The organism is Rhizobium sp. CF122 (assembly GCF_000282035.1).
Classification (GTDB): domain Bacteria; phylum Pseudomonadota; class Alphaproteobacteria; order Rhizobiales; family Rhizobiaceae; genus Rhizobium.
On record NZ_AKKA01000021.1, the window covers coordinates 40,286 to 61,018 of the forward strand.

The window sequence follows — 20,733 nt, forward strand, 5'->3', positions numbered from 1 at the left end:
TCGTTAGATCTTGGCGTTGGCCGTGATCAGCATGAAGGCTGGAATCTCATCGCCGAAACCGACAGGCGTCGGGCCGTCGTCGTGGTCCCGGTAGCGGCGGCGGTCACGATTGTCATCGTTTGCCGGATAAGGACGAGTGGCGCGCGTGCTGTGCTGCGGCTTGTGTTGTTCTGCTTTGCGCTCTTGCTTCACGCTTTCCACCTTTGCTGGTGCTGCTGTTTCCATCGTCTCGACGTCATTATCTGCGACGGCGATATCAGATTTATGACCTCCACGGCCCTTGCTGCGACTGCGGTCCTTGTCTCGACCCTTGCGGCGGGAACGATCGTCCTCGCGGCCGGGCTCAGGAGGGGGCAAGGCGGAAAGGTCGCCGTTCAACCACTCGACTTTCTCGCCGATCAGCTTTTCGATCGCGTCGGCGTGTTTTTGGTCGTGGCGGGTGACGATAGTGAATGCAGCGCCGGAACGGCCTGCGCGGCCGGTGCGGCCGATGCGATGAACATAATCCTCGGAATGGATCGGAACATCAAAGTTGAAGACGTGGCTGACGTCAGGAATGTCGAGACCGCGAGCGGCGACATCGGAAGCCACGAGAAGCTGGAGGTTGCCGTCCTTGAAGTTCTGCAGCATGGCCATGCGCGAGCGCTGGTCCATGTCGCCGTGCAGAGCGCCGGCGGAAAAGCCGTGGCGGTCCAGGGACCGAAAGAGCTCGGAAACGTCCTTCTTACGGTTACAAAAGATAATTGCGTTCTTGAGATCGGTCTGCGCCTTGATAAGGTCGCGCAGAACGGCGCGCTTCTCGTAGTCCTTGCCGTGCGAGGCGACGAAACGCTGCGTTACGGTTTTTGCCGTCGACGCCGGCTTGGCGACTTCGACGCGTTCCGGATTCTGCAGGAAGCGATCCGCAAGCTTCTGGATCTCAGGCGGCATGGTCGCCGAGAAGAACAGCGTCTGACGGGTAAACGGAATGAGCTTTGCGATACGCTCGATATCGGGGATGAAGCCCATGTCGAGCATGCGGTCGGCCTCGTCGATAACGAAGATTTCGACAGCGCTCATCAAAAGCTTCCCGCGCTCGAAGTGATCGAGCAGGCGGCCGGGCGTACAGATCAGAACATCGGCGCCGCGCTCAAGCTTGCGATCCTGATCTTCGAAGGACACGCCGCCGATCAGCAGCGCGACATTCAACCGGTGATTCTTGCCGTACTTTTCGAAGTTCTCCGCAACCTGCGCCGCGAGTTCGCGGGTCGGCTCGAGGATCAGCGTGCGCGGCATGCGAGCGCGGGCACGGCCCTTTTCCAGCAGCGACAGCATCGGCAGAACGAAGGATGCAGTCTTGCCTGTTCCCGTTTGCGCAATCCCGCAAATATCGCGTCGCTCGAGCGCAAAAGGGATCGCACCAGCCTGGATGGGAGTTGGCGTCGTGTAGCCCGCGTCGGTCACAGCGGAAAGCACTTTTTGGCTCAAGCCAAGATCAGCAAATGTCGTCAAAGGGAAAACTGTTTCCGTTCCGGTTCGGCCGTACTCTGATTGAGTCGGCATGATTGCGTGCCGCAATGCAGCGCGACATAAGCCGAAACTGCCCTTAAGTCAAGGAATACAGGCCTTGCGGCTAGTGCACAGGTAAAGACGTGGTTAGTGCACGTAGTTACTTCATGTAACTGGCAAGCTTCAAGCCCGCATTCATGAAATAAATGGGGTCGACTGCCCGGCCGTCCTGGCGGACCTCATAGTGCAGATGCGTACCGGTGGACCGGCCGGTGCTGCCTGCAAGGCCGATCACGTCATTGCGGTCGACCTTGTCGCCGACCTTCACCAGGATTTCCGACATGTGACCATAACGGGTGGAAATGCCGTTGCCGTGGTCAACCTCAACCATGTTGCCGTAGCCGCCGGTCCAGCCGGCCGCAATCACCTTGCCAGGCGCTGTCGGGCGAACCTTCTCACCGGGCGCAAAACGAAAGTCAATGCCGGAGTGCAGTGCCAACCGCCCGAGGAACGGATCACGCCTGTTGCCGAACGAGCTGGTGATCTCCTTGCCAATGGCCGGGTTCTGGAATGGCAGCGATTCCGCTGTGCTCCGTACGGTCTCAAGGCGGGTGAGGGCATCGTCAAGCTGTGATAGCGAGCTATCGAAATCATCCGCGCCTTCAGGCTCGACATACGGTCCGCCGACTGCGCTGTCATCCTGCTTCGTGCGCTCGGCCGGTACCGAAATGCGGAAACGCGTCAGGACCTTCGATATGGCATTGGCAGCACCACCCGCGTCACTCGTCAATTGCGCGATGCGATTGCGCTGCTTCTGCTCGATGTCTTTCAACGACAGCGTCACCTTGGAGAAAACGCGGTCGGCGCGGTCGCCAACGGTTTCCTGTGCCGGGACGTCGGCGAGCGTAGCGTTGTCGGTCGTCACGTCGGCCGGTTTGTCAGCTCCGGCAAGCTGATTTTCGATTGCCTGAACTGCACCGGAAAGCGAGGCGTGCTTGTCTTTTGCTTCGGGAGCGTAAGACTGGAGCGTCGTCGTCTCCTTGCCGCCCAGCCCTGAATTCTCCGCGCGATCAAGAAGCGAGCCGAGCTTGCCGTGGCGCGAGGTAAGCGCCAGCTGCTGCTCCATGAGCTTGTCGACCTTGTCTTCGACAACTTGCTGATCAAGCAATTGACGTGACGTAACCCGGTCGACCTGGGCGCGCAGAGCGGCGATGCGGTCTTCATAGTCATGCTGCATGCGCGCCTGCCTTGCCATCGTCGCACCAATCAGGTCGTCGCGCAGGACGAGATAAGAGGTCGCCAGGAGATAGCCGATCGCAAAGACGCCGACGAAGCAGAAGGCAAGTGCCGCCATCCACGGCCTGACCGTCAGATGACGGACCCGGTCACCGCTTGCCAGGATCAGTATATGCTCTTGTCTTTTCTGACCGAATACGCGGCTGTGCTGTGCATGCGTCACGGAGAATCTCCCAATTGACGGCCGATGCCTCAATTGCCGCAATTACGCATGATTATGGTTAATATTTACTTAGGTCAGCATGGCTGTCGCTATAAGATCAGGCGTTGCTCGTCGATGTCAGTGACCGATAGAAGGACGGCGTCAGGCCGGCTTCGGCCCGCGCGATGTCGTTGAAGGGAGGCTTTAACGGACCGCGGAAATTGGCGCGTACCAGTTCGTGGAATGTTCGTGCCGGATCCCGCCTTTCGCGCGCGCAGAGAAAACGGAACCATTTGGCGCCAATCGCGACGTGCCCCTTCTCATCGTTGTAAATGACATCGAGTACGGCTGCGCTCTCCAGATCGCCGGTTTCGCGCAACTTGGCCTGTAGCGACGGCGTGACGTCCAGCCCGCGAGCCTCGAGGATGAGCGGCACAACGGCGAGGCGCGCCGTTAGGTCATTCCTTGTCGAGTGCGCCGCCTGCCACAGGCCGTCGTGGGCGGGCAGGTCACCATAGTCTGCATCGAGGTCTCTCAGGCGGGCACGCACCATGCGGAAATGTTTTGCTTCCTCGGAGGCAACCTGCATCCAACCGTCGAAGAAAGAGTTAGGCACCGGTTGAGTGGCGAATCGCGCAACGATATCAAGCGCCAGATCGACAGCGTTGAGTTCGATATGGGCAATAGCATGCAGCAGCGCGATGCGGCCCTTGACCGTATGCAAGGAACGCTTTTCGACCTGCGTCGGCGGTATCAGATCTGGCTTGTGCGGACGGCCCGGTCTGTCCGGCAACGGCGCGTCGAGGGGCGAACGCAGAGACAGCTTGCGATCGAACCAACGCGTGGCAGTCTCCTGAGCAAGCGTCGTCTTCTCATTGAGATCGGTCGCACCGATAGCGTCGATCGCGCCGCCGCGCAGGGATGTGATGGAGCTAGGCGTCATCGCGACAGGTTCTGGACGGCTGCAAGCACGATTTCTGCGTGGCCGGGCACCTTCACCTTCTGCCAGATCGTGCCGATCGTCCCATCCTCGCGGACTAGAAAGGTCGTTCGCTCCACGCCCATGAAATTGCGCCCATACATGGTCTTCTGTTTCCACACGCCATAGGCCTCAAGCGTCGTCTTCTCTTCATCAGACGCCAAGACAACCGCAAGGTTGTGCTTCTTGATGAATCGGTCGTGGCATTTCACGGAATCGGGAGACATGCCGATGACGCCAGCGCCAGCCTTTTCGAACTCATCCGCAAGTGCTGTGAAGGCGAGCGATTCCGCCGTGCATCCCGTCGTGTCGTCCTTGGGATAGAAGAAAAGCACCAGCGGTTTTCCGCGGAAATCACGAAGCGAAATGCGCCCTCCGCCATCTCGCGGGAGATCAAAGTCAGGCGCCGTCGTACCGATGCTGATATCCGCCATGGAGAGACCTTTCTTTTGCCGGGTTTATGGATAACAGGTGATTTGCCAGATATATATTGGACGAACAATCGTCCAGCCAGTCTGGTCCAAACCACAAGTTAGGGAGTTAGGCGAGACGCATGTCGGCGATCCGCGGCGAGAAAATTACATTCCGCAAGAAAGATATCGTCGCACTGCATGAGCTTCCCTCGGCGCAGGCCGAAGATCCCATCATCGTCAGTTGCCCGCCGACACGTTCGCGCATGCGCAGGACGGCCGGTGTCATGGGTGGCTGCGTTGCCGTTATTCTGTTCGTGCTCGCGGCAATTATCTTCACGGTGGAAAGCGGCATGTTCGACGCGCCGCTGTCGCGGCAGGCGCAGGCTGCGCTCAACTCGGCCATCGGACCGCGCTATCGCGCCGAGGTCGGCTCTACGGTCATCCGCTTCACATCGAACCTGCGGCTTGCGCTTGAGGCGCGCGACGTTAACATGATCGACGAAGAGAGTGGCCAGCACCTGTCGACGACGCATGCATTGCGCATGGCGCTCGACCCGCTGCAACTCTTTCGTGGTCGCATAGCGATCGCGCAGATCGAGGCAGAGGATATCGCGCTCGACACGGCGTTGCTGCCGTCCGGAAAACCGCTCAAGCTCGATGATGTCAGGATCGACGAAATCCCGGCCGCGATGGAAGCTGCATTTGCTCAGCTCGACATGATCGACAGTTTCGTGGAGCGCGGCGGAACGCGGTCAGTCAAGCTCTCGGGCATTGACATCAAGCTCGCCGATACCGCAAACGGTCCACTCTCGATCGTGGTTGACAACCTCGCCTTCTCGAGGACACGCCAGGGCGCGCTGGCGCTGGATGGCGAGGTCGCGATCAACGGCAGGCCGGCAACGCTCAGCGTCGTCACACAACGGGCCAGCGGACGCACCTCGAAGTTGACAGGGCAGGTCGCGGGCGTCGATCTGGGACCGTTCACGCTCAAGCGGAACGTCGAGGGCCGAATCCGGCAAGGCATCAATGGCTCTGGTGACTTGACGATCTCGGCCTTTCGCGCCGGCGATCAAGACCCGCCGGCGCTTGGCGCCTCGATCGAACTGAAGCCGGGGCAGTTCTATATGGATGGCGACCAGCAGGAACTGAGCGGCGGCCGCATCAACCTCGCTTATGACTTCTCGAAGCAGACGCTGGAGATTGCCAAGTCGCGTGTTCAGTTCGGTGCAACATCCGTGCCGCTCAGCGGTGCCCTCATAGACCTGGACAAGATCGATGCTTCCGCAGGAAAGGGCTTCGGCATCGATCTGCTCGTCAGCGGCGGCACCGCGGCGCCAGTTGGATCCGGAGAGCAACCACTTGCCTTTGACATAAATGCGACTGGTCGTTACCTCGTTGCCAGCCGCGAACTGCAATTTGCGAACATGCAGGTTTCGAGCCCAGCCGGAGGCCTCTTCGGCTCGCTGCACGTCCGTTTCGGCGATGCGTCACCGGAGATCAGCTTTGCCGGTCAGTCGCAACATTTGCAGACAACGGCGGTCAAGCAATTGTGGCCATTCTGGATGGCGTCGAAGGGCCGCGAGTGGGTTGAACGCAACCTCTTCGGGGGAACCGTCAGTGACGCGTCGATTTCCGTTTTCATTCCATTTGGACGCTTGGACGAGGCTGTCGGCAAGGGGCTGAAACTCGATGAGCACCAGATCCGGATCGCCTTCGACATCGCTGGCACGCGAATGAATGTGGCCGGCGACATCCCGCCGATCCGTGATACGAATGCGCATTTTGACTTGAGTGGTCCGCGTGCGACGATCTCCATCAAGAGCGGGACGGCGTTCTTCCCCTCGGGACGATCGGTAAACGTCGGCGAGGGAACGTTTGTCCTGCCGTCGACCTATGACAAGCCGCTCATGGCCGAACTCAATCTTCCCATTTCCGGCGCGGCGGACGCGGTCGGCGAATTGCTGACCTATAAGCCAGTACAGATACTGCAGCGTGCAGGCTTCGTGCCTGAGGACCTCAAGGGCAAGGTGTCGGCGAACGTGCAGGCGCGCCTCGGGCTGATCTCGTCGCAGAATCCTCCGCCGGCTGAATGGAAGGCTGTGCTGCAGCTGCAGGATCTCGATATCGCCAAACCGATTTCGGGCCGCAAGATCACGGATCTTGACGGGGTGCTTAACGCCGATCCGAAGCAGGTAAGCGTTGACGGAAAGGGGCTGATCGACGGCATTCCCGCTGGCATCAAGCTTGTCGAGCCGACAGACAAATCTTCGGACGTTCAGCCACAACAGACCATTACCGCCACGCTCAACAACGATCAGCGAGAAAAGGTGCTGCCCGGCCTCAACGACATCATCGATGGCAGCATAGACATCGAGCTCAATCGCATCGATCAGGACCGACAGCAGGTCTCGGTCGATCTTGGAAGGGCGCGGTTGTCCCTCCCATGGATCGGTTGGTCGAAGGGAAGCGGTATCGGCGCGACTGCTGCGTTCGAGGCATCCGGGCCCGTCGACAACACGGAGTTGAAGAACTTCGTCCTCAAGGGCGACGGCTTCGGAGCAAATGGCTCGCTTGTCATCGGCAAGGGCAATCTCATGAAGGCGGATTTCGACAGTGTCAAACTGTCGTCGCTGGATGATTTTGCCGTTTCGGTGAAGCGCAGCAAGGGCGGGCTTGATGTCTCCGTATCAGGCAACAGCGCCGACGCTCGCCCGATCATCGCCAGATTGAAGTCCGGCGGTGGCGGCGGCGAGACCGACCGCAGCGGTAACGTATCGGTTCGGGCCAAGCTCGGTCGCATCATCGGCTTCAATGACGAGAAGATGCGGAATGCTGACATGCTGTACGTTTCCGCAGATGGCAGGTTACAGGCACTGAATTTTACCGGTGTCACCGACAGCGGCGAGGCGTTCGTTGCCCAGACCAAGGGCAATGGCGTTATCAATGTCACCAGCGGGGATGCGGGCTCTGTTTCGCGCTTCGCCGACCTCTATCAGCATATGATGGGTGGCTTGCTCAATCTGCAGATCCGCCTCGGCGCAGGCGACCGCTGGGACGGCTCGATCGACATCAGGCGCTTTTCTCTGGTCAACGAGCAGCGCCTGCATTCAATCGTCTCGACGCCGGTCGGTCAGGAGCAACGGAGCCTGAATTCGGCGGTCAAGCGGAGCATCGACACCTCGGCACAGCGCTTCCAACGCGGCTTTGCCCGCATTGTTTCGCAAAACGGCGTGATCGGCATTGAGAACGGCGTGGTGCGCGGCGATCAGGTCGGCGCCGTGTTCCAGGGTATAGTACGTGACCCGCGCGGTAGGATGGACATGACGGGCACCTTCATGCCTGCCTATGGCCTCAACAGGCTGTTTGCCGAATTACCCCTGATCGGTATCATCCTAGGCAACGGCACCGATCGCGGCCTGATCGGCATCACGTTCAAGCTGACGGGGAAATTGGAAGCGCCCGATCTGATCGTCAATCCGCTGTCGATCATCGCCCCCGGCGTCTTCCGCAACATCTTCGAATTCCAATAGGCACGAAAAAACCGGCGCGAGGCCGGCTTTCCTTTTCCGATGTTGCTAGAACTTATGCCGCGCGGCGGATCAAGATGTGCTTCTTCTTGCCGAGCGAGAGCTTGATGACGCCATCGGCGGTGATCTCGCCGCTTCCGACAACCTTGCGCTCGTCGCTGACAGCCTGATCGTTAATGCGCACCGCACCGCCCTGAACGTGACGACGGGCCTCGCCATTCGAGGCGGCAAGGCCGGCGCGGACGATCAGCGACAGCAGACCGATGCCACCGTCGAGCTCGGCAGCCGGCACCTCGACCGACGGAAGGTTTTCGGCAAGGCCACCTTCCTCGAAGGTCTTGCGGGCGGTTTCGGCGGCCTGTTCGGCCGCCGCGCGGCCGTGTAGGATCGCGGTGACCTCAGTCGCCAAGATCTTCTTGACCTCGTTGATCTCGGAGCCGGCGAGCGCCGACAGGCGCGCGACCTCGTCCATCGGCAACGTCGTGTAGAGCTTCAGGAAGCGCGAGACGTCGGCGTCTTCGGTGTTGCGCCAGTACTGCCAGAAATCATAGGCCGAGAGCATGTCGGCGTTGAGCCAGACGGCGCCGGTCGCGGACTTGCCCATCTTGGCACCCGAAGACGTCGTCAGCAGCGGCGAGGTGAGGGCGTAGAGCTGTTGCGTCCCCATGCGGTGACCGAGGTCGATGCCGTTGACGATGTTGCCCCACTGGTCCGAACCGCCCATCTGCAGACGGCAGTCGTAGCGCTTGGCGAGTTCGACGAAGTCGTAGGCCTGCAGGATCATGTAGTTGAATTCGAGGAACGACAGCGACTGCTCGCGATCAAGCCGCATCTTGACGCTGTCGAAGGACAGCATGCGGTTGACCGAGAAATGCCGGCCGACATCTCGCAGAAACTCCAGGTAGTTGATGGAACGCAGCCACTCGGCGTTGTTGATCATCAGTGCATCTTTGGGGCCTTCGCCGTAGGTCAAGTAGTTTGAGAAGACCCGCTTGATCGAAGCAATGTTGCTCTCGATGGTGTCGATCGTCATCAGCTGGCGGGCTTCGTCCTTGAAAGAGGGGTCACCGACCATGCCTGTGCCACCGCCCATCAGTGAAATAGCGCGGTGGCCAGTTGCCTGCAGCCAGTGCAGCATCATGATCTGGATGAGCGAACCCGCATGCAGGCTGGGCGCAGTCGGGTCGAAGCCGATATAGGCCGTTACCGTTTCCTTGGCGAAGAGTTCGTCGAGGCCCGATTCATCGGAGATCTGATGAATGAAGCCGCGCTCTTTCAGCGTGTGGAGGAAATCGGATTTGAACTCGGACATGACCTTTTGCTCTCGGGTGCGGATTTTCGGATTGGCTATTGTTGAAGTGACGCGGCGCGTTTAGCACTGTTTTGCCGAACAGTCACCATTTGGCAGGAATCTTCCAGCGAGGGGTCATGGAGAAGATCAGGACCGCGATCGGCTTGATGAGCGGAACATCGATGGACGGTATCGACGTGGCGCTGCTGCGTACCGATGGCCGGGCCGTCGTCGAGCGCGGACCGTTTCTCGGCGTTCCCTATGAGCCAGCCTTCCGTGATCGGTTGAAGCTGGCACTGGAGCAAGCGAAGACCATTACCCAACGTGAGCAAAGGCCGGGTGATCTCGCCGCGATCGAGAGTGAACTGACGTTACGTCATGCAGTTGCCGTTAGGGAATTTCTGGCTGCGAATACGCTCGATACGGCTTCGATCGATGTCGTCGGCTTTCACGGGCAGACGGTGCTGCACCGTCCGGACGAGGCGCTGACGGTGCAGATCGGCGATGGGGCACTGTTGGCGCGCGAGACGGGCATTCCGGTGGCCTACGACCTCCGTGCCAACGACATGGTGCATGGTGGCCAGGGTGCGCCACTGGTTCCGGTCTATCATGCAGCACTTGCCGCCAACGTCACGAACGCGGCTTTGCCGGTCTGCTTTGTCAATATCGGCGGGATTTCCAACCTCACCTATGTCGGCGAGGACGGCGTCATCGTCGGCTACGACAGCGGGCCGGGCAATACGCTGATCGATCAGTGGGTCGAGACCCATGCGGGCGTGCCGTTCGATCAGGGCGGCATGATTGCCTCGGAAGGTCGGATTGTCGCGGAACTGGCGGATCGATATTTGAACAGCCCGTTCTTTACCGCGGAGAAGCGACGCTCGCTCGACCGCAACGACTTTCCTCCGCCATCGGGCGAAGATGCAGAACTTGGCGACGGTGCGCGCACTCTTGCGTATGTCGCGGCCGCCTCGATCATCAAGTCCGCCAGTCACCTTCCGGTGAAGCCGACGCTTTATGTCGTTTGCGGTGGCGGTCGCCTCAATCGCGTGCTGATGCAGGATTTGAAAGACATTGCTCATGGCGCGAAGGTGATAACGGCGGAGGAGGCGGGCTTCAACGGCGACTCCATGGAGGCCGAAGCCTGGGCTTATCTGGCGGTGAGGTCGTTGGATGGCCTGCCGTTGACGTTTCCGGGGACAACGGGTGTGCATGCGCCTGTCAGCGGCGGTGTCGTGGTGAAACCGTGATGCAACAGGTCATTCTGGAGACACCGCGCCTGGTCGCTATCTGTGGGACCCCGACGATGCGGGCCTGATCCAGGAGCTCCATTCGACGATCGAGGCGACGCGATATCTTTCGGGTGCTGCCCCCCGTGGTCGCGTGAAAAGGCTGCGGTTGCGCAGCTGGTTCGGCGAGCAGGCGCGGGACGCAACCAAGAAATACAAAATCCTCAGTCGCGATGACGGCCGCTTCATTGGCCCGCGGGGTTCTCGCTATTTGGCGGCGAGCGGCAGGATTTCGAACTCGGCTATTCGCTTCGGCAGCAGAAATGGGGCAAGGGCTATGCGACGGAGATTGCCGGCGGGCTTGCCGATTGGTTCTTTGGACGGAACTTTGCGCAACAGTTCATCGCGTTCACCCATCCGGACAATGCCGCATCCCAGCATGTCCTAACGAAAATCGGCATGCGAAGCCGCATGCCGATGATCATCGACGGATTGTCTTGCCCGACGTTCGAATTGACCGCCGGGATGCGGTCAGCCTAGCGGATGCGCTTGGCGGCCGGCTCCGGCACCAGTTCGCCATTCAGGCGGCGATCGAGGTAGTCCTCGCACTCGCTCATCAGGGTCTCGACCTGGCCGTTGAAGAAGTGGTTGGCACCGGGCACCGTGCGGTGCGTGATCAAGATACCCTTCTGCGTCTTCAGCTTCTCGACGAGGCCGTTTACATCCTTCTCGGGCGCGACCTTGTCAGCTTCGCCGTTGATGATGAGGCCGGAAGACGGGCAGGGCGCAAGGAACGAGAAGTCATAGGTGTTCGGCTGCGGCGCGATCGACATGAAGCCTTCGATTTCGGGACGACGCATCAGGAGCTGCATGCCGATCCACGATCCGAAGGAATAGCCGGCAACCCAGCACGTCTTCGAATCGGGATGCAGGCTCTGCACCCAGTCGAGCGCGGACGCGGCATCCGAAAGCTCGCCGGCGCCGTGGTCGAACTCACCCTGGCTGCGGCCGATTCCCCGGAAGTTGAAGCGCAATGTCGTGAACCCGCGCTTCTGGAACATGTAGAAGAGCTGGTAGACGATCTGGTTGTTCATCGTGCCACCGAACTGGGGATGCGGGTGCAGAATGAGGGCAATCGGCGCGCTTTTTTCCTTGGAGGGCTGGTAGCGGCCTTCAAGGCGGCCTGCGGGGCCGTTGAAAATGACTTCGGGCATCGGTACTCCGGCGTTTATTTCTTCGCGTTCACGCTGCGCAGACTTGACGAACGTTGTCAGCTTTTCTAAAACGCAGTTTAGAACAATTCGAAACTTGCATGGCGATCCACGCATTGTGGGATGTGTCATAAGGCAAGCCCGGCCGAAATTTCAAGGAAAATGAGCCGAGGCGTCGTGCAAGCTTAAAGCGCAGGACAAAGATCATGGCGCCGCCACGCCTTTATCTCGATTGGAACGCGACTTCGCCGCTGCATCCGCATGCGCGCGACGCGGTTCTGCGTGCAATGGATCTGTTCGGCAATCCGAATTCGGTGCATGGCGAGGGCCGGGCCGTCCGCGCAGCCATTGAAAGTGCGCGGCGCCAAGTGGCAACGCTTGCGGGCGCCGATCCTGCGCATGTGATCTTCACGAGCGGCGCCACCGAGGCGGCCAATATGGTGCTGACGCCGGAATTTAGGATGGGGCGGACGCCGCTGGCAATCGGTCAGCTCTATTATTCCGCGGTTGAGCATCCTGCAGTTCGCGAAGGTGGGCGCTTCCCGAAGGAACGGACGACGGAAATTCCGGTGACAGAGGCGGGCGTCGTCGATCTCGATGCGCTTGGCGCCTTGCTTACGGCGCATAACAAGGCGACCGGGCTGCCGATGGTCGCCGTCATGCTGGTCAACAACGAGACCGGTATCGTTCAGCCGATTGCCGACGTTGCGAAAATCGTACAGGCGCATGGTGGCCTGCTTGTCGTCGATGCGGTGCAGGCGGCCAGTCGTTTGAGGCTCGACACCAACGCACTTGGCGTCGACTTCATGATCGTCTCATCGCATAAGATCGGCGGTCCGAAAGGCGCCGGTGCGCTGATCACCCGTGGCGAAGTCCTGATGCCGCGGCCGCTGATCCATGGCGGCGGCCAGGAGAAGGGTCACCGCTCGGGGACAGAGAATTCGCTTTCGGTGATCGGCTTCGGCGCTGCTGCCGACGCAGCTGTTGCGGAATTGGATGCGCGCAATGAAGTCGCGTCGGCTCTACGTGATCGACTGGAAACCGGAATGCGAGGCGCTGCGCCTGACGTCGTCATCTACGGCGCCGAAGGCCAACGTGTTTCGAATACGACTTTTTTCACGCTTCCAGGGCTGAAGGCCGAGACTGGCCAGATCGCCTTCGATCTCGAAGGTGTGGCGCTCTCTGCCGGGTCCGCCTGCTCATCCGGCAAGGTCGGCGAAAGCCATGTTCTGGTTGCCATGGGGCGTGACCCCAAACTCGGTGCTTTGCGCATTTCGTTGGGCTTTGCAACGACCGAGGACGAGATCGACAAGGCGATTTCGGTCTTTGCGAAAATAGCCGCTCGGCGCAAGCTGGCCGGGGAGGCGGCGTGACCGCTTTATAAATTTGCGGAAACGCAATTTTCCGCTTGCCATTCGGGCTGAAAAGTCCCTTTTGGCCACCTACATACGGGGCAAACGATACTGCCCGAACGACAAGCTGCCGGACCTTTTCTCCGGCGAGATTGGAGAATGACATGCCCGCCGTCCAGGAAACGGTTGATCGCGTCCGCGAGATTGACGTCGATCAGTATAAATACGGTTTCGAGACCATCATCGAAATGGACAAGGCACCCAAGGGCCTGTCCGAAGACATCATCCGGTTCATTTCCGCCAAGAAGCAGGAGCCGGAATGGATGCTCGAATGGCGTCTCGAGGCCTATAAGCGCTGGCTGACGCTGGAAGAACCGACCTGGGCGCGCGTCGATTATCCGAAGATCGATTTCAACGACATCTACTACTACGCCGCGCCGAAAAGCACGCCTGGCCCGACGTCGCTTGACGAAGTCGATCCTGAAATTCTCAAGGTCTACGAAAAGCTCGGTATTCCGCTCAAGGAGCAGGAAATCCTGGCCGGTGTCGAGAAGCCGAAGATCGCCGTCGATGCCGTCTTCGATTCTGTTTCCGTTGTCACGACCTTCAAGGAAGAGCTGAAGAAGGCCGGCGTGATCTTCATGTCGATCTCGGAGGCAATCCGCGAGCATCCGGAACTGGTGCAGAAATATCTCGGCTCCGTCGTTCCGACCACCGACAACTATTATGCGACGCTGAACTCGGCCGTCTTTACCGATGGTTCGTTCGTGTTCGTTCCGAAGGGCGTTCGCTGCCCAATGGAGCTGTCCACCTACTTCCGCATTAACGAGAAGAACACCGGCCAGTTCGAGCGCACGCTGATCATCGCCGAGGAAGGTGCATACGTTTCCTACCTTGAAGGCTGCACCGCGCCGCAGCGCGACGAAAACCAGCTGCATGCCGCCGTCGTCGAGCTCGTTGCTCTCGATGATGCCGAGATCAAATATTCGACCGTTCAGAACTGGTATCCAGGCGATGCCCAGGGCAAGGGCGGCATCTACAACTTCGTCACCAAGCGTGGCGATTGCCGTGGCGACCGGTCGAAGATCTCCTGGACGCAGGTCGAGACTGGTTCCGCGATCACCTGGAAGTATCCGTCCTGCATCTTGCGCGGTGATGACAGCCGCGGCGAGTTCTACTCGATCGCCGTCTCGAACGGCCACCAGCAGGTCGACAGCGGCACGAAGATGATCCACCTCGGCAAGAATACGTCGAGCCGCATCATCTCCAAGGGTATTGCGGCCGGCGTATCGCAGAACACCTACCGCGGCCAGGTATCGGCGCACCGCAAGGCATCCAACGCTCGCAACTTCACGCAGTGCGATTCGCTGCTGATCGGCGGCAAGTGCGGCGCCCATACGGTTCCGTATATCGAGGCGAAGAACTCCACGGCGCAGTTCGAGCACGAGGCAACCACCTCGAAGATCTCGGAAGACCAGCTTTTCTACTGCCTGCAGCGCGGCATCCCAGAGGAAGCGGCGATCGCGCTGATCGTCAATGGCTTCGTCAAGGAAGTCCTGCAGGAGCTGCCGATGGAATTCGCCGTAGAGGCGCAGAAGCTTATCAGCATCTCGCTCGAAGGCAGCGTCGGCTGACGCAATACGACATGAATGCGCGAGGGCGCGTGGATCGCGCCTTTCTCCGATTGCTTTTTATGGGACAAAACCATGCTTGAAATTAAGAACCTGCACGCCCGCATCGCTGAAGACGGCACCGAGATCATTCGCGGACTGAACCTCACGGTGAAGGCCGGTGAAGTTGCTGCCATCATGGGCCCGAACGGCTCCGGCAAGTCGACACTTTCATACGTCCTGTCGGGGCGCGAAGACTACGAAGTCACCGAAGGCGACATCCTTTACAACGGCGAGAGCATCCTGGAACTAGACGCTGCCGAGCGTGCGGCCAAGGGCATCTTCCTGGCCTTCCAATATCCGGTCGAAATTCCGGGCGTGGCCACTATGCAGTTCCTCAAGGTTGCGATGAACGAACAGCGCAAGGCGCGCGGCGAAGAAGAGCTGAAGACCCCCGACTTCATGCGCCTCGTCAAGGACGCTGCCGGCAAGCTGCAGATCAACACCGAAATGTTGAAGCGCCCGCTGAACGTTGGCTTCTCGGGTGGTGAGAAGAAGCGCGCCGAAATCCTGCAGATGGCGCTGCTGCAGCCGCAGCTTTGCGTACTTGACGAGACGGACTCCGGTCTCGACATCGACGCACTGAAGATCGTTGCCGATGGCGTCAACGCGCTGCGTTCGCCGGATCGTGCCGTCGTCGTCATCACCCACTACCAGCGTCTGCTCGACTACATCGTTCCGGATACCGTTCACGTTCTCTACAAGGGGCAGGTGATCAAGTCGGGCGACAAGGCGCTGGCGCATGAGCTGGAAGCCAACGGCTACGCCGACATCATCGGTGCGGCAGCCTGATTTAGGCGGAAAGGACGGGTCTCATGAACATGCAGACGACGAGCCGCCAGACCGCCGCTGAAGCGGCGCTCATCGAGGCTTTCAACAACCAGGTCGGCGAGCTACCGGGAGACGGTTCGGTCATCGCCATCCGGGACAGGCTGCTTGACGACCTGAAGAAGGCCGGCCTGCCGACGCGCCGCATCGAGGCCTGGCACTATACCGATCTCAAGACGCTGTTGCGCGCCATTCCGGAACAGGCCGGCGACGCTGGTTCGGAAGCCCGCGACCCGCTGGTTGAAGAATCCTCGGTCCTTTCGGTTATTCAGGGTGTGCCCGATCTCAAGGCTTCGGTCGATGGCCTCGATATTTCGAGCTATGCGGCTCAGCTTTCAAACGGCACGGCTGCCACCGGCCTCGGCGCATTCGGCAGTGATGACGCGATCGGCCGCATCAACGGCAGCTTCGTGCGGGATGGCTACGTCATTGACGTCGCCGCCGAAACTGCGCTTGAGGAACCGCTCGAGATCCAGTTCGTTCATGCTGGCGGCCAGACGCATACGCGCCTGCCGATTAGCTTCGGCGCAAACGTGAAAGCGACGGTCATCGAACGTCACCTTGCAGTGACCTCCGACGCCGCTTTCGTGTCGCACGTCAGTGACATCACGGTTGGAGAAGGTACGGAGCTCACCTGGATCATTATCCAGCAGCAGGGCGCAGAGGATACGCACCTCGGCCAGATCCGGGTCGATCTCGGCGCCGATGCCAAGCTGAAGCTTTTCGTTATCAATGCCGGCGGTAAGCTCGTTCGCCAGGAGCTGCACATCAAGGTAACGGGCGAGGGCGCCGATCTGACGCTTCGCGGCATCAACCTGCTTGGCGCTGAAACGCATACGGACGTTACCATGGTTCTCGGCCATAACGTTCCGCATACGGGCTCCACGGAAGTGATCCGCAACGTCGTCTTCGACCGCGCCAAGGGCGTCTTCCAAGGCATGATCCGCGTTGCTCCGGACGCGCAAAAGACCGACGCCAAGATGGCTTGCAATACGCTTCTGATGTCCGACGACGCCGAATTTTCGGTGAAGCCGGAACTGGAGATCTTCGCTGACGACGTTCAGTGCGGTCACGGCGCGACCGTTGCCGACATTGACGACAATCATCTCTACTACATGATGGCGCGCGGCATTCCGGAGAACAAGGCGCGCGCAATGCTCGTCAACGCCTTCGTTGCCGAGATCGTTGAAGAACTGGAAGACGAAGCGCTGGTCGCGTCGCTGGAAGGCGTCATCTCGGCCTGGCTCGAAAAGCACGCCTGATCGGATAGCGTTATGGACAAGATAGTTCCGGCCACCACATACGACGTCGAAGCCATTCGCAAGGATTTTCCGATCCTTGCCAGGGAAGTCTACGGCAAGCCGCTGGTCTATCTCGACAACGGTGCCTCCGCTCAGAAGCCGCAGGCCGTCATAGACGCGATTTCGCACGCCTACTCGAACGAATATGCGAACGTTCACCGTGGTCTGCATTTCCTTTCGAACGCCGCGACCGACGCGTATGAGGGCGCGCGCGAAAAGGTCCGGCGCTTCCTGAACGCGCCTGATGTCAACGACATCGTGTTCACGAAGTCTTCGACGGAGGCAATCAATACGGTCGCCCATGGCTGGGGCATGCCGAAGCTTGGAGACGGCGACGAGATCGTCATCTCGATCATGGAGCATCACTCCAACATCGTGCCGTGGCATTTCATCCGCGAACGGCAGGGCGCCAAGCTGGTATGGGTGCCTGTTGATGACGAGGGCGCCTTCCATATCGAGGACTTCGAGAGAAGCCTGACCGACCGCACCAAGCTCGTCGCCATCACGCATATGTCGAATGCGCTCGGCACGGTGGTTCCGGTGAAGGAGATCTGCCGCATCGCGCACGAGCGCGGCATTCCGGTTCTGGTCGACGGGTCGCAGGGCGCCGTCCATATGCCTGTCGACGTGCAGGACATCGATTGCGACTGGTACGTGATGACCGGCCACAAGCTCTATGGCCCGTCCGGGATCGGTGTGCTCTACGGCAAGAAGGAGCGGCTTCGCGAGATGCGGCCCTTCCAGGGCGGTGGCGAAATGATCTTCGAGGTGACCGAAGATGCCGTGACCTATAATGATCCGCCGCATCGCTTCGAAGCCGGGACGCCGCCGATCGTGCAGGCGATCGGGCTCGGCTACGCGCTCGACTACATGGAGAAGGTTGGCCGCGAGGCGATCGCGCGCCATGAGGCGGATCTTGCCACTTACGCCGCGGAGCGGCTGCAGGCGGTGAATTCGCTGCGCGTTTTCGGCACCGCGCCAGGCAAGGGCGGCATCTTCTCCTTCGAGCTTGCCGGTCTGCATGCGCATGATGTGTCGATGGTGATCGACCGTCAGGGGGTTGCGGTGCGCGCGGGAACCCATTGCGCCATGCCGCTCTTGAAACGCTTCGGCGTCACCTCCACATGCCGGGCGTCCTTCGGGATGTACAATACACGCGCCGAGGTCGATGCCTTGGCCGATGCGCTGGAATATGCGCGTAAGTTCTTTGCTTAAGGAGTGTCCGTATGAGCCTGGACGAAAGCAAACAGAAGATCGACGTGCGCGAAGGCATCGTGCATTCCAGCATTCCGGCCGACGAACTGGCGCGGCTCAGCGACGATGTGATTTCGGCGCTCAAGACGGTCTATGATCCTGAGATTCCTGCCGATATCTTCGAGCTCGGGCTGATCTACAAGATCGACATCGAAGACGATCGCATGGTGAAGATCATGATGACGCTGACGGCGCCCGGCTGCCCGGTCGCCGGCGAGATGCCCGGCTGGGTCGAAAATGCTGTCGGCGCGGTCGAGGGCGTATCCGGCGTCGAGGTCGAAATGACATTCGATCCGCCGTGGACACCGGATCGAATGTCGGAAGAGGCGCAGGTCGCCGTCGGCTGGTACTAGCATGATCCCGGAAAGTTGCAGACTTTTCGGACACGATCATACGGCAGGCTGGTATTGATCGGTTAAGCCGCTGGCACTACATTTGAATCGTGAAACGCCGGACCTTGAATCCGCGCGCGGAAGGAGAAGAAGCCGATGGGCTTTGCAGTAATGAGTATGACGGAAGCCGCCGCGAACCGCGTGAAAGCGATCCTCGAAAACTCCGGACCGGAGGCCAAGGGCATTCGCGTCGGGATCAAGAAGGGCGGCTGCGCAGGGATGGAGTATACCATCGACCTCGTGACGGAACCGAATGCGAAGGACGACCTGATCGAGCGCGATGGCGCGAAGGTTTGGGTCGAACCGTCCGCCGTGCTCTACCTTCTCGGCACTGAAATGGGCTTCGAGAGCACAACGCTACGCTCCGGTTTCACCTTCACCAATCCAAACCAGACGTCAGCCTGCGGCTGTGGCGAATCCGTCGAGTTGAAGCCAGCGGACCTTGCGGCGCTTGCCGCCCAAGGCAACGCCGTCGTACCGGCACACTGATTGGCACAATCCCCTGAATTGTTGATGAGGCCGCCGGCTTTGGCGGCTTTTTGTTTTACCTCGTCGTGACTGCCCTTTAAAGGCCCGGTACGGAGGGACCGTGAAACGCGCCAGCGGAAGGGAATCGACGAAAGAATGCTACTGCTGTTCCTGAAAGGCGCTCTGCTGGGTGTCATCATTACCGCGCCACTTGGGCCGATCGGGATGCTGTGTATCAACCGCACGCTCGAGCGCGGCTTTCTGGGGGGCTTCGCTTGCGGGTTCGGGACGGCGGTCGGCGACGCCAGTTACGCCCTTGTCGCGGTAACCGGCATTGCCGTTTTTGAAGAGTTGATGTCGGCCGCCACCCTGCCATTGGCATTCGGCGGAGGGCTGCTCTTGCTCGGGCTCGGGTATCGCGGATTGACCCACGATCCAGTTCAGGCCGCAGATGTGAGGGCAGGCGGACTTATCGGCACGACGCTGGCGACCTTCCTGCTTACGATCTCCAACCCGGCGACCATTCTCTCCTTCGGCGCTCTCTTTGCCGGTTTTGGGCTGACAGAGGAGACACGGCGTTTCAGCTCGGCAGTCATCGTTGGTGGAGTATTCTGCGGATCACTTGCCTGGTGGTTCTTTCTAAGCAGCGCGGTGAACCTTGCTAGGGAAAAACTGCCCAAGGATTTCACAACGAAGGTCGCGCGAGGAACGAGCTATCTTCTGGTCCTCTTCGGGTTTGTCGCACTCGCCTCAGCACTCTACTCGCTACTTTAAAGCATCATGGCAGGGCGCTTGATCCTGCGTGGCGTTGTTGCCGCGCAGACCGAATCTGTCAGCCTTGGCAACTGATCTATACCTATGTGTAGTGCAGGGTAGGTTGACCGGTTGGCGCTTCCTGAATAGGTTCATTTGCGAACGGGCCGCATCGCACGATGCGCTTCGCAAAGGCCCCTTCGAAGAGTTGTCCAGCGCCAACGGTGCTGGTGCGGCAGCGCCAAGAAAAGCCACTTCAAACGAGTTTTGCAGGCCGCATGGTTGGATGCGCAGCCAGAGCTGACGCGCGCCTGTTTTACGGACAATTCAACGCTCAGGGAGCACTGATCATGATGATGAACAGACGGACATTCTCAGCAGCACTCGTCGCAGGCGCGGCAGCTTCCCTCATCTCTACCCGTGGTATGGCCGCGCCTGCTGTCCCGGTGAAAGCGCGAAACGTCGTGTTGGCACACGGACTGTTTGCCGATGGTTCCTGCTGGACCGAGGTCATTGCTCGGCTGCAGGCTGCGGGGCTCAATGCGACGGCCGTGCAAAATCCTCTAACGACGCTGCCCGAAGCCGTCGCCTCGGTGCAGCGCGTACTCGACCGGCAAGATGGTCCGACAGTTCTGGTCGGGCATTCGTTCTCCGGCATGTTGGTTACCGAAGCGGGGGTGCATCCGAGCGTATCGGCGCTTGTTTATGTGGCTGCGCGTGCGCCTGACGCCGGCGAAGACTATACGGCCCTTGCCAAGACATTTCCGACACCGCCGGCTTCAGCGGGCATCGTCTTCGATGGAGACGAGGGACGACTGACCGAAGCGGCATTCCTGCGTGACTTCGCCGGAGATCTCCCTGAGGCGAAGGCGAAAGTGCTCTATGCCGTGCAGGAGCCGTTCCACAAGGCGCTCCTCACGGGTAAGACGACACAGGCGGCATGGCGCTCGAAGCCCAGTTGGTATGCCGTGTCGACCGAAGACCGAACGATCGATCCCGACCTCGAGCGCTTCATGGCCAAGCGGATGGGCGCCAAGACCATCGAACTGAAATCGAGCCATCTGTCACTGATTTCGCACCCGGATGCCATTGCCAGCTTGATCCTGGAAGCCGCGGGGCAGCAGAGGGCATAGCAGAAA

17 protein-coding genes and 1 pseudogene are annotated in these 20,733 nt (G+C 60.0%); 12 read left to right on the forward strand and 6 right to left on the reverse strand.

The window, feature by feature from the left end; genetic code table 11:
* Positions 1–3: 3 nt before the first annotated feature.
* From PMI09_RS05175 to PMI09_RS05190, 4 genes are all read right to left on the reverse strand, one after another.
* Complete coding sequence (locus PMI09_RS05175) at positions 4–1,542, reverse strand: DEAD/DEAH box helicase (protein WP_183722878.1); 1,539 nt, start codon at positions 1,540–1,542, stop codon at positions 4–6.
* Positions 1,543–1,648: 106 nt separating this feature from the next.
* On the reverse strand, positions 1,649–2,947 hold the full coding sequence (locus tag PMI09_RS05180; RefSeq protein ID WP_007789593.1) for a M23 family metallopeptidase: 1,299 nt from the start codon (positions 2,945–2,947) through the stop codon (positions 1,649–1,651).
* 97 nt (positions 2,948–3,044) lie between these two features.
* Positions 3,045–3,869 (reverse strand): ferritin-like domain-containing protein, encoded by an 825-nt coding sequence (locus PMI09_RS05185; protein ID WP_007789595.1) that lies wholly within the window; start codon positions 3,867–3,869, stop codon positions 3,045–3,047.
* Entirely contained in the window at positions 3,866–4,339 is a 474-nt protein-coding gene (locus tag PMI09_RS05190; RefSeq protein WP_007789596.1) for a peroxiredoxin, read from the reverse strand. The genes PMI09_RS05185 and PMI09_RS05190 overlap by 4 nt, the downstream gene beginning before the upstream one ends.
* Before the next feature lie 119 nt (positions 4,340–4,458).
* Here PMI09_RS05190 and PMI09_RS05195 point away from each other — a divergent pair, with 119 nt between their 5' ends.
* Positions 4,459–7,848, forward strand: a complete 3,390-nt coding sequence (locus tag PMI09_RS05195) for a YhdP family protein (protein WP_007789597.1) — start codon at positions 4,459–4,461, stop codon at positions 7,846–7,848.
* Positions 7,849–7,900: 52 nt separating this feature from the next.
* Here PMI09_RS05195 and tyrS read toward each other — a convergent pair whose 3' ends face one another.
* On the reverse strand, positions 7,901–9,157 hold the full coding sequence (gene tyrS, locus PMI09_RS05200; protein ID WP_007789598.1) for a tyrosine--tRNA ligase: 1,257 nt from the start codon (positions 9,155–9,157) through the stop codon (positions 7,901–7,903).
* Between the two features lie 116 nt (positions 9,158–9,273).
* On the opposite strand from tyrS, the gene PMI09_RS05205 reads away from it, so the two are divergent.
* Complete coding sequence (locus tag PMI09_RS05205; protein WP_007789600.1) at positions 9,274–10,386, forward strand: anhydro-N-acetylmuramic acid kinase; 1,113 nt, start codon at positions 9,274–9,276, stop codon at positions 10,384–10,386.
* Positions 10,386–10,905 (forward strand): annotated as a pseudogene (locus tag PMI09_RS05210) (GNAT family N-acetyltransferase). The gene PMI09_RS05205 and the pseudogene PMI09_RS05210 overlap by 1 nt, the downstream one beginning before the upstream one ends.
* On the opposite strand, the gene PMI09_RS05215 reads toward PMI09_RS05210, so the two are convergent.
* Positions 10,902–11,579: an alpha/beta hydrolase gene (locus PMI09_RS05215; protein WP_007789602.1), complete on the reverse strand. Its 678-nt coding sequence runs from the start codon at positions 11,577–11,579 to the stop codon at positions 10,902–10,904. The pseudogene PMI09_RS05210 and the gene PMI09_RS05215 sit on opposite strands and share 4 nt — an antisense overlap.
* Before the next feature lie 203 nt (positions 11,580–11,782).
* Between PMI09_RS05215 and PMI09_RS05220 the strand changes: the two genes are divergently transcribed.
* From PMI09_RS05220 to PMI09_RS05260, 9 genes are all read left to right on the forward strand, one after another.
* Complete coding sequence (locus tag PMI09_RS05220) at positions 11,783–12,949, forward strand: cysteine desulfurase family protein (protein WP_007789604.1); 1,167 nt, start codon at positions 11,783–11,785, stop codon at positions 12,947–12,949.
* A 143-nt stretch (positions 12,950–13,092) separates the two neighbouring features.
* Positions 13,093–14,562, forward strand: coding sequence for a Fe-S cluster assembly protein SufB (sufB, locus tag PMI09_RS05225; protein WP_007789605.1), 1,470 nt, complete (start codon positions 13,093–13,095; stop codon positions 14,560–14,562).
* Positions 14,563–14,634: 72 nt separating this feature from the next.
* Positions 14,635–15,390, forward strand: a complete 756-nt coding sequence (sufC, locus tag PMI09_RS05230) for a Fe-S cluster assembly ATPase SufC (RefSeq protein ID WP_007789606.1) — start codon at positions 14,635–14,637, stop codon at positions 15,388–15,390.
* 23 nt (positions 15,391–15,413) lie between these two features.
* Positions 15,414–16,688, forward strand: coding sequence for a Fe-S cluster assembly protein SufD (gene sufD / locus PMI09_RS05235; RefSeq protein ID WP_007789607.1), 1,275 nt, complete (start codon positions 15,414–15,416; stop codon positions 16,686–16,688).
* A gap of 12 nt (positions 16,689–16,700) precedes the next feature.
* Positions 16,701–17,942, forward strand: coding sequence for a cysteine desulfurase (locus PMI09_RS05240; protein WP_007789608.1), 1,242 nt, complete (start codon positions 16,701–16,703; stop codon positions 17,940–17,942).
* A gap of 11 nt (positions 17,943–17,953) precedes the next feature.
* A complete protein-coding gene (locus PMI09_RS05245; protein ID WP_007789609.1) occupies positions 17,954–18,334 on the forward strand; it encodes an SUF system Fe-S cluster assembly protein in 381 nt (126 codons plus the stop codon).
* Between the two features lie 135 nt (positions 18,335–18,469).
* Positions 18,470–18,862, forward strand: a complete 393-nt coding sequence (gene sufA / locus PMI09_RS05250; protein ID WP_007789610.1) for a Fe-S cluster assembly scaffold SufA — start codon at positions 18,470–18,472, stop codon at positions 18,860–18,862.
* 135 nt (positions 18,863–18,997) lie between these two features.
* Positions 18,998–19,615 carry a LysE family transporter gene (locus PMI09_RS05255; RefSeq protein ID WP_007789611.1) on the forward strand — a complete coding sequence of 206 codons (618 nt, stop codon included), beginning with the start codon at positions 18,998–19,000 and terminating at the stop codon, positions 19,613–19,615.
* Between the two features lie 329 nt (positions 19,616–19,944).
* Positions 19,945–20,727 carry an alpha/beta fold hydrolase gene (locus tag PMI09_RS05260; RefSeq protein WP_007789612.1) on the forward strand — a complete coding sequence of 261 codons (783 nt, stop codon included), beginning with the start codon at positions 19,945–19,947 and terminating at the stop codon, positions 20,725–20,727.
* The last annotated feature ends 6 nt before the right edge of the window (positions 20,728–20,733 follow it).

Coding starts and splice junctions, on each gene's coding strand:
- PMI09_RS05260 (WP_007789612.1), top strand. CDS start 19,945: ATGATGATGAACAGACGGACATTCTCAGCAGCACTCGTCGCAGGCGCG.
- PMI09_RS05240 (WP_007789608.1), top strand. CDS start 16,701: ATGGACAAGATAGTTCCGGCCACCACATACGACGTCGAAGCCATTCGC.
- PMI09_RS05175 (WP_183722878.1), bottom strand. CDS start 1,542: ATGCCGACTCAATCAGAGTACGGCCGAACCGGAACGGAAACAGTTTTC.
- PMI09_RS05245 (WP_007789609.1), top strand. CDS start 17,954: ATGAGCCTGGACGAAAGCAAACAGAAGATCGACGTGCGCGAAGGCATC.
- PMI09_RS05215 (WP_007789602.1), bottom strand. CDS start 11,579: ATGCCCGAAGTCATTTTCAACGGCCCCGCAGGCCGCCTTGAAGGCCGC.
- sufB (WP_007789605.1), top strand. CDS start 13,093: ATGCCCGCCGTCCAGGAAACGGTTGATCGCGTCCGCGAGATTGACGTC.
- PMI09_RS05185 (WP_007789595.1), bottom strand. CDS start 3,869: ATGACGCCTAGCTCCATCACATCCCTGCGCGGCGGCGCGATCGACGCT.
- PMI09_RS05220 (WP_007789604.1), top strand. CDS start 11,783: ATGGCGCCGCCACGCCTTTATCTCGATTGGAACGCGACTTCGCCGCTG.
- PMI09_RS05195 (WP_007789597.1), top strand. CDS start 4,459: ATGTCGGCGATCCGCGGCGAGAAAATTACATTCCGCAAGAAAGATATC.
- PMI09_RS05205 (WP_007789600.1), top strand. CDS start 9,274: ATGGAGAAGATCAGGACCGCGATCGGCTTGATGAGCGGAACATCGATG.
- sufC (WP_007789606.1), top strand. CDS start 14,635: ATGCTTGAAATTAAGAACCTGCACGCCCGCATCGCTGAAGACGGCACC.
- tyrS (WP_007789598.1), bottom strand. CDS start 9,157: ATGTCCGAGTTCAAATCCGATTTCCTCCACACGCTGAAAGAGCGCGGC.
- sufD (WP_007789607.1), top strand. CDS start 15,414: ATGAACATGCAGACGACGAGCCGCCAGACCGCCGCTGAAGCGGCGCTC.
- sufA (WP_007789610.1), top strand. CDS start 18,470: ATGGGCTTTGCAGTAATGAGTATGACGGAAGCCGCCGCGAACCGCGTG.
- PMI09_RS05255 (WP_007789611.1), top strand. CDS start 18,998: ATGCTACTGCTGTTCCTGAAAGGCGCTCTGCTGGGTGTCATCATTACC.
- PMI09_RS05190 (WP_007789596.1), bottom strand. CDS start 4,339: ATGGCGGATATCAGCATCGGTACGACGGCGCCTGACTTTGATCTCCCG.